The sequence below is a fragment of the Kiritimatiellia bacterium genome, from assembly GCA_025054615.1.
Taxonomy (GTDB): Bacteria; Verrucomicrobiota; Kiritimatiellia; order CAIVKH01; family CAIVKH01; genus JANWZO01.
Genome location: JANWZO010000032.1, coordinates 1 through 13,569, shown reverse-complemented (window position 1 = coordinate 13,569; position 13,569 = coordinate 1). Strand labels below are relative to the sequence as shown.

12 protein-coding genes are annotated in these 13,569 nt (G+C 60.0%); 4 read left to right on the top strand and 8 right to left on the bottom strand.

The window, feature by feature from the left end; genetic code table 11:
* Positions 1 to 409: cell surface protein (locus NZ740_10445; protein ID MCS6772422.1), on the bottom strand; the 409-nt coding region annotated here is incomplete at its 3' end.
* A gap of 935 nt (positions 410 to 1,344) precedes the next feature.
* Between NZ740_10445 and NZ740_10440 the strand changes: the two genes are divergently transcribed.
* From NZ740_10440 to NZ740_10430, 3 genes are read left to right on the top strand one after another with little or no spacing between them, the layout of a single operon-like run.
* Positions 1,345 to 1,779, top strand: coding sequence for an Hsp20/alpha crystallin family protein (locus NZ740_10440; GenBank protein MCS6772421.1), 435 nt, complete (start codon positions 1,345 to 1,347; stop codon positions 1,777 to 1,779).
* Positions 1,776 to 4,199: an endopeptidase La gene (gene lon, locus NZ740_10435; GenBank protein MCS6772420.1), complete on the top strand. Its 2,424-nt coding sequence runs from the start codon at positions 1,776 to 1,778 to the stop codon at positions 4,197 to 4,199. Before NZ740_10440 ends, lon begins: the two co-directional genes overlap by 4 nt.
* On the top strand, positions 4,196 to 5,113 hold the full coding sequence (locus NZ740_10430; GenBank protein ID MCS6772419.1) for an outer membrane lipoprotein-sorting protein: 918 nt from the start codon (positions 4,196 to 4,198) through the stop codon (positions 5,111 to 5,113). The genes lon and NZ740_10430 overlap by 4 nt, the downstream gene beginning before the upstream one ends.
* On the opposite strand, the gene NZ740_10425 is transcribed toward NZ740_10430, so the two are convergent.
* Both NZ740_10425 and NZ740_10420 read right to left on the bottom strand, forming a co-directional pair.
* The gene (locus NZ740_10425; protein MCS6772418.1) at positions 5,088 to 5,438 is read right to left on the bottom strand and encodes a hypothetical protein; all 351 of its coding nucleotides are present in this window, start codon (positions 5,436 to 5,438) and stop codon (positions 5,088 to 5,090) included. The genes NZ740_10430 and NZ740_10425 overlap by 26 nt on opposite strands.
* A gap of 91 nt (positions 5,439 to 5,529) precedes the next feature.
* Positions 5,530 to 6,750: a DUF1015 family protein gene (locus NZ740_10420; GenBank protein MCS6772417.1), complete on the bottom strand. Its 1,221-nt coding sequence runs from the start codon at positions 6,748 to 6,750 to the stop codon at positions 5,530 to 5,532.
* A 182-nt stretch (positions 6,751 to 6,932) separates the two neighbouring features.
* Between NZ740_10420 and NZ740_10415 the strand changes: the two genes are divergently transcribed.
* On the top strand, positions 6,933 to 7,994 hold the full coding sequence (locus tag NZ740_10415) for a DUF4380 domain-containing protein (GenBank protein ID MCS6772416.1): 1,062 nt from the start codon (positions 6,933 to 6,935) through the stop codon (positions 7,992 to 7,994).
* 73 nt (positions 7,995 to 8,067) lie between these two features.
* Here NZ740_10415 and NZ740_10410 read toward each other — a convergent pair whose 3' ends face one another.
* Genes NZ740_10410 through NZ740_10390 form a run of 5 tightly spaced genes read right to left on the bottom strand, consistent with a single transcriptional unit; the run spans position 8,068 to position 13,418 of the window.
* The gene (locus NZ740_10410; GenBank protein MCS6772415.1) at positions 8,068 to 8,613 is read right to left on the bottom strand and encodes a hypothetical protein; all 546 of its coding nucleotides are present in this window, start codon (positions 8,611 to 8,613) and stop codon (positions 8,068 to 8,070) included.
* Between the two features lie 12 nt (positions 8,614 to 8,625).
* On the bottom strand, positions 8,626 to 10,047 hold the full coding sequence (gene gatB / locus NZ740_10405; protein ID MCS6772414.1) for an Asp-tRNA(Asn)/Glu-tRNA(Gln) amidotransferase subunit GatB: 1,422 nt from the start codon (positions 10,045 to 10,047) through the stop codon (positions 8,626 to 8,628).
* On the bottom strand, positions 10,044 to 11,534 hold the full coding sequence (gene gatA, locus NZ740_10400) for an Asp-tRNA(Asn)/Glu-tRNA(Gln) amidotransferase subunit GatA (protein ID MCS6772413.1): 1,491 nt from the start codon (positions 11,532 to 11,534) through the stop codon (positions 10,044 to 10,046). The genes gatB and gatA overlap by 4 nt, the downstream gene beginning before the upstream one ends.
* The gene (gene gatC / locus NZ740_10395; protein MCS6772412.1) at positions 11,531 to 11,830 is read right to left on the bottom strand and encodes an Asp-tRNA(Asn)/Glu-tRNA(Gln) amidotransferase subunit GatC; all 300 of its coding nucleotides are present in this window, start codon (positions 11,828 to 11,830) and stop codon (positions 11,531 to 11,533) included. The genes gatA and gatC overlap by 4 nt, the downstream gene beginning before the upstream one ends.
* Before the next feature lie 10 nt (positions 11,831 to 11,840).
* Positions 11,841 to 13,418 carry an ACT domain-containing protein gene (locus NZ740_10390; GenBank protein ID MCS6772411.1) on the bottom strand — a complete coding sequence of 526 codons (1,578 nt, stop codon included), beginning with the start codon at positions 13,416 to 13,418 and terminating at the stop codon, positions 11,841 to 11,843.
* Between the last annotated feature and the right edge of the window lie 151 nt (positions 13,419 to 13,569).

Here is a 13,569-nt window from a genome sequence, read left to right as displayed (position 1 = left end):
CGCCGCTGGCGTAATTATCAATACCGACCGCCGTGCTTCCGAATCCGGTGGCGTCGTTGAACGCGCCAAGGGCCGTACTACCGGATTCGGACGCAACATTATTCACGCCGAACGCAGAGCTCCATTCCCCAATAGCTTCATTCTCATTACCGACCGCCGTGCTGGCGAAGCCGGTGGCTCGATTGGTGTAGCCAAACGCGGAACTTCGCGGGCCGCTCGCTGCGTTGGTAATCCCCACCGCAACCGAGTTATTTCCACTTGCCACGTTGTTCTGCCCCCCCGCAACACTAGGCGTTCCGCTCGCGACATTTCCAGTCCCGCCCAGGTCGTGTTGTCCAAGCGCCAGGGATCCTGAATATATCAGCGCGATCGCTGCAGATGTGATTTTGGCTGACAGTGTCTTTTTCATAGTGTCTCTTTTGGCCTCCCTATTTGGACTGAATATTCTCTACACTGAGTAAATAATGAATGAGACGGTCAAATGTCTCCAATCTTCATACAGATCAATCATCCCCCCATACACCTGCCTGCTGCAAAACTGCCAATATGACCTCTTGTTGTAATGCATACGCTTTGCTGTTTGAACGGTCAATAGAAATTTTTTAATTGGTTCACGAGGACGCGATCAACTAGGTCTATATTTTCGGGCAGCGGTGGATCGAGTTTCATTCGGAAATCGAATCCGGTTTATGTGCGGGCGAGAGTGCTTTGACGTCCACCCATGGAATGGAGCGGAGTCCGTCATGCACGCTCGAAAGGTTTAGATAAGGAGTGCGGGGAGCGGTAAATCCCTCAGCCTCAACGCGTCGATAAAGCGTGTGAACAATACATTAAAATGCTCTAAGCTCCTGGCTGAACCGTCGGGCGTAAACACGCTTCGAGAACCTAAAGCCGGAGGAATGTTCGGTGGAGTGATACCGCAGAGGCTTCGTTCCTTATCTGTCGTGCCGAAAGCGCTTGCGAGCCTTGAGCATGAGCCGATGAACGCGGCGGAAGATTCAGTCCCGAATCTGCACATGCCGCCAGACAGGGGGCACGGCGGATTCGAGCCGCTTATTCCATCGCGAATCATCCGCTGCTGACGCCATCCGGCGCACCTTCACAGCCGCAAACCGCGCATCTGGCTCTCGACCTCGGCGTTCGTCTCGCGATCACCTAGGCAAAAGCCATCCCTTCGGCCCGACCCGATGGAGTGGAGGCCGAACACAACCAATAAGTCAGAGACATCGACCGCAGAGATCCTGCAAGTCGATCCAGCCGGAAGCTCCCTGGATGCTTGGATTCTGTAGAGCCGCTGCCCGATTTGCCGTTGGCAAGTCATGGCAGGCGCAATAAAGTGAAGGCATGCCTCGCGCGTTGTTTTTGCAGTGGAAGCAGTATGTAGAGCAAACACGTTCGCAGGAGTCTCGGGAATCGATTTGGTCGCCGAATCCGCCCTGGGCTCCGAATGCGGATGTCTTCGAGGGGCCGGAAGGGTTGGTTGTCCGGGTCGAGATCGCCGGCGTCCCTCCGGATTCCATTGAACTGGTTGTCGACGACCGCGCTTTGCTCGTACGGGGCGTCCGCAGAGAGCTCCACGCCGGGCAGCCGACCACCGGTTATCGATATCGGCAGATGGAAATCGATTTTGGCCCCTTCGAGCGCGTGATCCCTTTGCCGTTTCCGGTGGATGGCGACCGGTCTCGCGCGACGATGCAGCAAGGAATGCTCACCGTCACGCTTCCTCGGGCCGCCGCTCGCACGGCGTATGCGAAGATCCGACTGGGAACCGAGCCGTGAGCGCCGATCCGTCGAAGACCGAAACACCGCAGCCGTCCCCGCCATCCGCGGAAGGCAGCCGTGAGGCCCAATCGGGGACTCCGCCGGAACTCTTGCCGGTCCTTCCGCTCAGCGACCTGGTGGTATTCCCGGGAATGATTGCGCCGGTAGTGGTCAACACCCAGCGCTCCATAAAGCTGATCGAAGACGTCGGCGCCTCCAACCGTTTTTTGATTGCGGTGCTGCAGAAGAACCGCGATCTGCCAGACGACCAGGTGTCTTTTCGGGATTTGATGGCGCACGGCTGCGTCTGCCGGCTGCTCAAAATGCTGCGATTCCCGGACGATACTGTACGCGTACTGTTGCAGGGCGTCGCACGATGCAAACTTATCCCGGATGGTGAAGTAGGTCAGTACCTTCGGGCGAGGTATCAGACACTGGATGATGAGGGTCCCAGCGACTCCATTGAAGTTGTCGCTCTAGCGCGTAACGCGTCAACCCTCTTTCAGGAAATCATCACGATGTCGCCCACGCTGCCAGATGAACTGAAAATCGCGGTGGTCAACATCGAGGATCCCGGCCGGTTGTCGGACCTGATCGCGGCGAACTTGAACCTGACCCTGGAAGATCGTCAGAAGCTTCTCGAGGAAAACCGTCCAGTGGAGCGGTTGAAAATTCTGGCCCCACTGTTGAACCGGGAACGCGAGGTCCTGCGGGTGGGGAACGAGATCCAGTCGCGCGTCAGCCAGGTTTTTTCCAAATCGCAGCGGGAATACTTTCTAAGGGAACAGCTCAAGGCGATCAAAAAGGAGCTGGGCGAGTCCGATCCTCAGCAGCTCGAAATGAACGAGCTGGAGGAGAAGATTGCGAAAGCGAAGATGCCGCCGGAGGTGGAGAAGATCGCCCGGAAGGAAATGGCGCGGCTAGCGTCCATTCCCACCGCCTCGCCGGAACAGGGCATCATTCGTTCTTATCTGGACATCCTGTGTGAATTGCCGTGGTCGGTCGTCACGGAAGATCACCTCGACATCGGGCGCGCCGCGAAGATTCTGGACGAAGACCACTACGACCTGAAGAAGGTCAAGGACCGAATTCTTGAATACCTTTCGGTGCTCAAATTGAAGCGCGACATGCGGGGTCCGATTTTGTGCTTTGTCGGGCCTCCGGGCGTCGGGAAGACCTCCCTAGGGCAGTCAATCGCGCGCGCGCTGGGTCGAGCCTTTGTCCGGATTTCGCTCGGAGGGATTCGGGATGAGGCGGAAATTCGTGGCCATCGCCGCACCTATATCGGCGCGATGCCGGGCCGCATTATCCAAAGCCTGAGAAAGGCGGGCACCCGCAACCCCGTATTCATGCTCGATGAAATCGACAAGCTCGGCGCAGATTTCCGCGGTGACCCGGCCGCCGCACTGCTGGAGGTCCTCGATCCTGCGCAAAACAATTCATTTACCGACCATTATCTCGACGCGCCGTTTGACCTGTCCCAGGTCCTCTTCATCGCGACGGGAAACATCATCGACACGATGCCGCCGCCATTGCGAGACCGGATGGAAATGATCGAAATCCCCGGTTACACGCTGCACGAAAAGATCTTCATCGCCACAAAGCACCTTATACCTCGGCAGATTGAAAACCATGGTCTCAAACCGGACCAAATTTCGATTCCCGAAGAAACAGTTCGGCGGCTAATCGTGGATTACACGCGCGAGGCCGGAGTGCGCAACCTTGACCGCGAGCTGGCCGGACTATGCCGAAAGGCGGCGCGTCGAGTCGCCGAGGGCCGCGCGCGCTCGGTCGTGGTTCGGCCTGAACTGCTGCGGAACTGGATCGGCCCGATTCGCTTCGAATCTGAAAACGCCGAGAAGAGGACTGTCCCTGGTGTGGTAACCGGCCTGGCGTGGACATCCACCGGCGGCGACATCCTGTTTATTGAAGCGACAAAAATGGCCGGCAAGGGGAACTTGATCCTGACGGGGTCTCTCGGCGATGTAATGAAAGAGTCTGCACGTGCAGCGCTCAGTTATGTGCGCGCCCATGCGGATGAATGGGGGCTCGATCCCAAATTCGCGGAACACATGGATTTTCACATACACGTGCCCGCCGGGGCCATCCCCAAGGACGGGCCATCGGCCGGTCTCGCCATGCTGGCGGCACTGGTATCCCTGCTGACGGGCAGACCCGTGTCTTCTCACATCGCGATGACGGGAGAAATCACCCTGCGGGGCCGCATTATGCCCGTCGGCGGAATCAAGGAGAAGGTGCTCGCTGCCGCGCGCGCTGGAATACGGGAGATTATCATGCCCGCGTCGAACCGTCGGCACCTGGACGATGTGCCGGCTGAAATCCGAAAAACGATGCATTTCCACTTTGTTCAGCAGGCAAACCGCGCTTTGCGATTCTTATTTCCGGCCAACCAACAGCGGAAGGTGACCCGTCCATGAGGGCCCTCCCCAGCCTGGTGGCGGCTCTCTGCCTAAGTCTTGCGTTTGAAGATTCCGGCGCGCTTGCGCAGCTGCCGCCAGCAAGAAACCTGCTGGACGGCGTCATTGCGGCTCTGCCGGATGTCCCTTTGCGCGTCACCGGCGAGTTAATTGCGCGCGCGCGACCTGACGCGCCGGAACTCCGGCGCCGCGTTGAGATGCTGCTAGATTGGCAAGCGGAGCCGCCAACCGCCCGCTATACCTTGCGCGACGCCTTCGGCAGCCCCCTCTTCCACCTGGCCGTCACTTGGCGCGATCCCCGCTCACCGGAATACCGTTTCTTCGAGGGTAATCCGCTCCGAGCGGCGCCCGTCCCCCCCATGACGGACCCCATCCCCGGCACGGATCTAAGCTGGCTGGACCTCAGCCTTTCTTATCTTTGGTGGCCAAATGCGCGGACGGTCGGTCGCGAAGATGTCCGGGGACAGTCGTGTTGGGTTGTGGATGTGCCCGCGCCGCCGGATGTTTCGGGAACAGCCGGCGTTCGCCTCTGGATCGGGGAGCGAATCCGCGCCCTGTTGCGCGCCGAGACCTACAATGCGACCAACGAAGCGGTGCGCCGGTTCGAGGTCAAAAGCTTCAAACGGATCAATCAACGGTGGATGATCAAAGACATCGACGTCGTCAGCCTGCCGGTGAAATCGCGGAGCACGTTGCGCATTCAGACGGTAGAGGACCGGGAGCGCCGCTCCTTCCTCCGCGAGGGGGTATCGGATCCGCACGCTGGAAACGCCAGTCAAATCGAAGAACTCTCCGAATTCCGAGGCCAGGATCCGGATCTAGACCAAGACGAGCTCAGTGAACCGGATGAAATATCTCCCATCGAGCCGGTTGAAGACGCCCCCTCGCCTACCGCAATGCCAGTACAAGAATAGCCGCGACGGCCAGAAAAACTCCCACGTAGGCCGTGGCTGAAAGGACTTCGCGGAGGAACAACACACCAAGGATATTGCTCAGGATAATTGAGCTGGCGGCGAATAGGGCCATCGTTTTGCCCAGGGGGATATGGGCAAATACGTACAACTGGCCGAACATAGCGATCTGTCGGATCAGTTGATACAGCCAGAACCAGCCGGCCGTGAGCATCGACGAGTCAAATCCGTGTTTCTTCATGAAATACCGGCCCATGAAGTCGGACGTCGTGTACAGCACCTGCGTGCCGACCACGATTACCATTGGGTGGACAATCCACGTACTCATACGGAGCCTGATGTAATCCGGCGACGCGGGACCGGCAAGATGGAACGCGCGATTCGTTGAATTCGAATGAATTCCGGAAAGATTCTCCGGACTAATCCAGCGGATGCACGAAAAGTCCGGACCTCAGCTTGGGCTCGAACCACGTCGATTTCGGCGGCATGATGCGCCCGGCATCGGCCACGGCCATCAATTGGCGTACATTCGTCGGATACATGGAAAAGCCCACCGCGGCGCGTCCGCCATCCACACGCTTCCGCACCTCCTCCGCGCTTCCAAACCCTCCGAGGTAGGCGATTCGGCTATTGTTTCGAGGGTCTTCGATTCCGAGGATCGGGCCCAGCAGCCGGTCCTGTAACACCGAGACATCAAGGCGGGCGACGGGATCTGCGTTCGGATCTTCTTCCCATCTCAGTTCATACCACTGCCCTTGAAGCCGCATGTGCACGCAGCCACCGGTCTCGGGGGCATCCGCTTCGACAGCCCGAACCGCAAAACGGGCGCGGACCGCCTCGAGGAACGAGGAGGGCGACAGGCCGTTCAAATCGGCAACCACGCGGTTGTATGGAAGAATCTGGAGCTGGCTGGCCGGGAACAGCACGGCGAGGATCCAGTTGTAGGGCTCGTCGCCGCGGTGCTCGGGATTGGACGCCCTGCGCTCCCGACCCGCACGGGCGGCTGCCGCAGCCCGGTGATGACCGTCTGCCACATAGGCGACCGGAACCGCGTCGAACGCGCGTTGGAATCTATCTGGCGAGGGGATCGGCCATATCTCGTGCCGGATTCCATCCCGAGCTGTGAAATCGATTAGGGCGGGCTTTGTGGTGATCTCGGCGACCAACCGGTCAATCTCCGGGCGATCCTCGTAGAGGAGAAAGATCGGTCCGGTTTGCGCTCCGACCCGCAGCACATGCATCGTGCGGTCGTCCTCGGTCGGCTGCTTGGTTTTTTCATGCTTTTTGATGATGTCCGCGTAGTAATCGTCCACATGACAGCCGCCCACCACGCCCGTCTGCCGATGCGTCCCGAGCGTGAGCCTATAGAGAAACAAACCCGGCGGGCCAGGCTGCAATAAGTCGCCGTTCTGGAGCAGATGTTCGAGATTTCGACGGGCGGTCTCGTGATGAATACCCGTTGCCGGGTCAAAATCGGGCGGAAGATCCACCTCGGGGCGCTCAACATGTAAAAAACTTGAAGGATTCGAAGCCGCCTCACGGCGCGCATCTTCGAGCTCGCCAACGTCATAGGGCAGGCTAGCAACGGCCGCGGCGCGGTGGGGCGGAGGCTGCATCACACGGATGGGCTGAATGCGCATGGGTGTCTCCCGCTAACTGATTGACGGCCAGCGTGTGTAGCACGATCTGCACCGCCTGTCACGAACCACCCAGATCGAAAGATCGCTCGCCCGCCTCTCGGAATGAGCCGCCCACCAGATGTGAGCCCCACCTTTCTTTTTTGCCATTGCCCGCATTTTCGAACGCTCCTAGTCTGGGAGTCATGATGCTAGCGATCGCGGTTCTCTTGCTGTACGGTCCGATTGCCTTCGCGGAACACGATTCGTCCCTACCTGTGCCGTACGAGCCGCTGCCCCCATCTACGATCCACGGCCATACCAACGCGATCGTTCTCCAAAATCGGGTCGTCGAGGCCGTCGTGTTTCCAAACCTGGGACGGATCGGCATCTTCCGATTTCGCGGTGAGCAGAATGTGTTCCGGTTTGATACGAATCTGGCCGAACGGGCAGCGGCGGCAGTACAGCCTCCAGCGGACGGAGAGTGGCGAAACTTCGGGGGCGATTGGATTTGGCCTGTCGCCCAGAGCCATTGGCCCGCGCTGTTTGGCGCGCCGTGGCCTCCTCCGAGGATGTTTGAGGAAGCCGCATGGCGAGCCCATAGCTGGGTCAATCAGGACGGATCCCAACACGTCCTGATGGAAACCGAATTCGGTCCGCCACTCGAGATTCGCTTGAGTCGCACCATTTCACTCGCGCCGGACTCGGCGACCCTGACGGTTCGGCAGCGGTTGGAACGGATAAGGCCGTCTGACGCCCCCGTCTCTCTTTGGACCATCAGCCAGATCGCTAGCGCTCATCGGGCCGCGTTGGCGATTGAGACGAACAGTCTGTTTGAAGGCGGTTTTCGCGTCCTCGACTTTGCGCCGCCGGAACCAGCTCTGCTCCATCGGGCCGACCCAGAAGTGCTGATCGTGGATACACGGCATGCACCCGAACTGAAGATCGGAAGTGACTCGCCGCGGGCGTGGATCGCGGCGCAGCGCGACGACGTGCTGGTGTTTGAGCGAGCCAAGGGGCGAGTCGGCGCAGCAACTTTTCCGGATGGGGGTTGCCGGACGGAGCTTTATTCAAATCGGGGGCTCGGCTATACCGAAATTGAGACACTGAGTGAAGAGGCGGTCCTGGCGGTCGGCGAATCGATCGAAAACACTCTCACGATTTCGCTGCATCGCACCCCGCTTGACCTTGAGGACGCCGCCTTGGCCGAACGTCTCCGAGCGCTGGCCGGCGAACCGCCTTTCCGGAATGATTCGATCAACCCTTGAACAGCCTCAATCAGGAACACGATCCCGCGCCTTTGAGTTGGACCGAGTCCAGAAAGCGCTGGTTGGCCATATGCTAAGTGGGGTTCAGGCTCGAAGCCGGACTCGCTTCTGATTCAGAGGATTCGCGGCCCACTCCAAGCAGTTCTTCGACTTCTCGCTGCACGCGGTCCAACTCGGCAAGCTTGAGCTGCGGATCTGGGATCGCCAGCACCTCTCCGGTCTTGCGATGCTCGTAGATGCGGAGTTTGACACCGTCTTCCCGAATCTGGACGTCCTTCTCCACAAGAATTCGCTTTCGCTCCAGCAACAATGCCAGGATGTAGATGGCGTTCGCCTTGGAATAATCGTCCTTGGCCATGAACTGTCGAAGCAGCGACTCGGCGGTCTCTTTTCGGATCGGCTCCGGAGCGGGCGGGGGCGGGGCCCGATACACAGTGCGCCAATGGCTCAACACGTGGTCCGGGTGGGCGCGCTCCCATCCTTCGAGTGAATAATCAAGCCGCTCGTATCCCTCCGCGGTTCGGACGAGGCAACAAACAAGGGTTTGCCCGTCCACAAAAGGCTCGCCGGTCGCCGCACAGGCGTGGCCGACAGCCTTGATATCCCAATCCTGCGCCATCGGATCAGCCTTTCAGCTCAGCTTTGACTTTAGAAGCTCCCGAACCATTTGCGGATTGGCCTTGCCGCGGCTCAACCGCATCACCTGCCCCACCAGGAATTCAAAAGCTTGCTGGCGGCCCGCCTTGTAATCCGACGCAGACTTTGCATGTTCCGACAGGACGCGCACCACGATCTCCTCGATGGCGCTGGCGTCGGTGACCTGTGCCAGTCCCCGCCGGGCGACGATTTCCGCCGGATCACCGCCCTCAGCAAGCAGGATGTTCAGGACGTCTTTCGCGGTCGTACCGTTGATGGTTCGATTTTCCACGAGCCGGATGAGCGCGGCCAACTGGGCGGCCGTCAGCCGCAGCTCGCGGATCGTGGCGCCTGTATCCGCCACACGGGCAAGCAATTCAGTCATGATCCAGTTGGAGGCCGGTTTGGCTGGGGCGCCCGCGTTCACCGTTTCCTCAAAAAAGTCCGCTGTTTCCTTGTCGGCCACCAGTACGCCGGCATCGTAAGCCGGCAAGCCATAATCCGACATGAACCGGGCCCGGCGGGCCGCCGGCAATTCCGGCAGATCCGCCCGCCACGCTTCAATTTCCGAGGGGTCCAGCGCAAGAGGCGGCAAGTCGGGCTCCGGGAAATAACGATAGTCGTGCGCCTCTTCTTTCCCGCGCATGGACTCGGTTCGGCCGGCGACGTCATCCCAGCGCCGGGTTTCCTGAACGATCGCGCGCCCGCGCTCGAGCTCGCGGATCTGCCGGGGAATCTCCGACTGCAGGGCGCGGAGCACCCCTCGGAACGTATTCATATTTTTGATTTCGATTTTGGTGCCGAGCTTGTCGGCGCCAACCGGGCGCACGCTGCAATTGATGTCGCATCGGATATTCCCCTGCTCGAGGTTGCAATCACTGACACCGCCGTATTGAAGGAGCTGTTTCAGCGCCTGCAGAAAGGCTAGCGTTTCCTCGGGTGAGTGGAGATCCGGCTCCGTCACCATTTCCATCAACGGCGCGCCGGCGCGATTGAAATCGACGCCGCTCTCGCCATCGAGATGAATATTTTTGGCGACGTCCTCTTCGAGATGGATGCGCGTAAATCGGACGCGGCGCTTCTCGCCATCGTGCTCGAAATCAAGATGGCCGCCGACGCACAAAGGCTGGTCGAATTGGGAAATCTGGTAGTTTTTGGACTGGTCGGGATAAAAATAATTTTTCCGGTCGAATTTGCTCCGGAGGTTGATCGTGGCTCCCAGCATCAGGCCCGTCCTGACGGTCAGGCGGACGGCTTCGCGATTGATGACCGGTAGAGCTCCTGGATAGCCAAGGCAGACCGGACATACCAGGGTATTGGGCTCGGCGCCGAACTGGTTCGCGCAGCCGCAAAACATTTTGGAGCGCGTGCGGAGTTGCACGTGCACCTCGAGCCCGATGTCCGCCTGCCATTTCATGATTCGGCCCCCTCCTGCGCCTCGCCAAGCGCCGGCCGTTGGCGATGCCATGGCGTCGACTGTTCATAGGCGTGCGCTACGCGCAGGATCACGTCCTCTCGGAGGGCCGGTCCGATCACCTGCAATCCGATCGGCAGCCGCTCCGAGGTGAAGCCACAGGGCACTGAGATCGCGCAAATTCCGGCAAGGTTCACCGTCACGGTAAAGATATCGCTCAAATACATTCGGATTGGGTCCCCCGTGCGCTCGCCGAACCTGAAGGCGGGCGTGGGTGAGGTGGGCGTCAGCAGCGCATCGCAGACGCGGAAGGCGTCGTCGAACCCGGACCGTATCCACCGGCGGACCTTGAGCGCCCGAAGATAATATGCATCGTAGTATCCGCTACTGAGAACATACGTCCCGAGAATGATGCGGCGCTTCACCTCGGGCCCGAAACCCGCGGCACGCGTTCGCTCCGTCATGTCGATCGGATCCTCGCCATCGACGCGAAGCCCGTAGCGCACCCCGTCAAATCGGGCAAGGTTTGCCGAGGCTTCGGCGGTTGCGACGATGTAATAGGTCGCGATCGCATACTTCGTTTGCGGGAGGCTAACTGGCACTATGGATGCGCCGAGCGAGCGGCATTGGTCGACGGCCGCCCGAACGGCCGATTCGACCTCGGGGTCCATGCCTTCGATAAAATATTCAGCGGGCAACCCCAAGGTTAGCCCCTTCAGATCCCCCCGTAGGTTTGACGCAAACGATGTTGGAGGTTGGTTGAGTGTCGTCGAATCCCGCGGGTCGCAGCCGGACATGACATCGAGAAGGAGCGCCGCGTCTTCCACCGTTTTGGTCATCGGCCCGATTTGGTCCAGCGATGAGGCATAGGCGACCAGTCCATAACGGGAAATCCGTCCATACGTCGGCTTAAGGCCCACGCATCCGCAGAGGGCGGCGGGCTGGCGGATTGATCCGCCGGTATCGGTGCCGAGCGCGGCGAACGCGAGGTCCGCGGCCACCGCCGCCGCGGATCCGCCGCTGGACCCGCCGGGCACGCGTCCGAGGTCCCACGGATTGCGGGTGAGTTGCCAGGCGGAGTTTTCCGTGCTGGAACCCATGGCAAACTCATCCATGTTGAGGCGGCCAAGGAGAACCGCCCCCGCGCTACGCAGGCGGGAAATCGCCGTGGCGTCATAAAGGGACCGATATCCGTTCAAAATTTTGGACCCGCAGGTGCAGGGCCAGCCGCGCACATTGAGCACATCCTTGATGCCAATAGGCACGCCCAACAGCGGCGCGGCATCGCCGCGAGACCGCCGTGCATCCGCCTCGCGCGCCTGCCGGAGCGCATCATCCGCGTCATACGAAAGATAGGCGCCGATCTTCGGGTCGAGCCTTTCGATCCGGCGCAAAAGCGCCTCCACCACCTCCACCGATGAGACTTGGCCGGCCCGGATGTGACGCGCCGTTTCCGCTGCCGACCACGACGTGATCTCCCGTTCCGTCATTCGATAATCCGGGGCACAATAAATTGACCCAGCCGCGCCCGGGGCGCGTTGGCCAGAACCTCGTCGCGATCCAAACCGGGCTCGACCTCATCGCCGCGAACGACATTCACCACGTCGATCGCCTGGGTCATAGGCTCGATCCCGGACACGTCGACCTCCCGCAGAGCGTTTACATACTCGAGAATGTCCTCGAGTTGCCCCTGCAGCAGGGCGCGCTCGCGCTCGTCCAGCCGAAGCCGGGCAAGCCGGGCGACATAGGCCACATCGATCCCGCGCGCGGTGGAAGGGTTCTCCATGGGTTAATGATTACAACTCGATGGCGAAGGCGATGTTGGCGTGAATGTCATCCGCAATTTTGCGGACCACCGACGCCGGCACTGGCTGGTTGACTTTAAGGATGGCGATCGACTCTTCACCCTTCAAGTCGTGCGGATTCCGTACATCATCGATATTGATGCCCGCCTCGGCGAGCTCCATCCCGATCCGCCCAAGAACACCCGGCCGATCGCGGTAGGTAAAAACGACCGTATGGCCGTGAGGGACGAAGTACAGATTGTGGAAGTCATTGATGCGCGAAACCATCAGCGTGTTTTCCGCCACAGTTCCCCGGATGCTGACGGTTCGCATGGCCCCATGAGTAGAGCCACCGGTCAAGTCCAAGGTGATTGAGTTTTCGAACCCTTTCCGAGAATCCGTCTCGCGATCGTTGTAGTCGACGCCCATGTTGGACAGATACTTCGCCGCGGCGTCTGCGCCCATCGAGCGGTCAAACGACTCATCCAAGGCGGCGACGATCGGCGTGAGTAGCCATCGGGCATAGGGTTTGAGGGTGCCGTAGAAACTCGTCTCGATGAGTTTGAGCTGGGTCTCCGGCCCGAGAAAGGCGCGGGCGAGTTTGGCGAGCGTGTGAGCGAGTTCGACATACGCGCGGTCCAATCCCGGAGGTATATCGCGGTTCACGATGTACGGCGACATCCCCTTTTCATCGAATTCAATCAACTCCTGCGCGGCGAGGACGGCCGCCTTGGTGTTCGCCTCGTGGGTACTGGCGCCGAGGTGCGGCAACATGATGTCCGCGATGTCCGCCACCGATTTGGGACCCGGCTCATCCTTGGGATACACGTCGTTTAGGAACCGCAACTGTTTCTCCGCCTTGATGCGGCGCAGATCAGCTTCATTGATGATGCCGGCCCGGGCGCAATTGATCAGAGTCGCCCCGGGTTTCATACGCTCGAGCAACGAGGCGTTGACCATGCCGCGAGTTTCGTTGTTTTCCGGCACATGCAGCGTGACGTAGTCGGAGCGCTCGAACAGCGTGGGCAAATCCACAAGCTCCACGCCAATCTCTTCGGCGCGATCCTTCGAGATGACCGGGTCGTAGCCGATCAACTGGCATTCAAACCCGGAAAGCCGCCGCGCCACGAGCTGTCCGATGGCGCCCAGGCCCACGATGCCAACGGTTTTGCCGCTGATTTCCCGACCCATGAACGCCTTCTTCTCCCACTGCCCGGCTCGGCAGGAGGCGTCCGCTTTGATCAAGTGCCGCGCATCGGCAAGCATCATCGCAATGACTTCTTCTGCGACTGCATTCGCATTTGCGCCCGGCGTGGTCATCACATCGATGTTTCTCTTGCGCGCATAAACGGTATCGATGTTGTCGTAGCCGGATCCGGCGCGAATGATGACGCGAAGGGCAGGCAGCAGGTCGATGATCTCTTTGTTCACCTTTTCGCTGCGCACGATCAGGGCGTAGGCGTCCGGGTGGCGGCGGGCCAGCGAGGCCAGATCGGAGGTTTCCTCCATCACGACGCTGTAGCGGCCGGTGGCCTCCAAAATCTCCCTGACGATGGCGTTCAATTTGGTGGGGATGAGAACCTTTTTCATAGATATGCAATTCGAGTAATGTCGGGCGACCGTATCGCTGAATTCCCGTCGAATCAAGCACGGCCCATCAAATGGGGCGCGGCGCAAGCGGCGGAATGTCGGACCGGGCTTGGGCGTGGCAGATTGCGAGCGCTAGCGCGTCGGCGGAGTC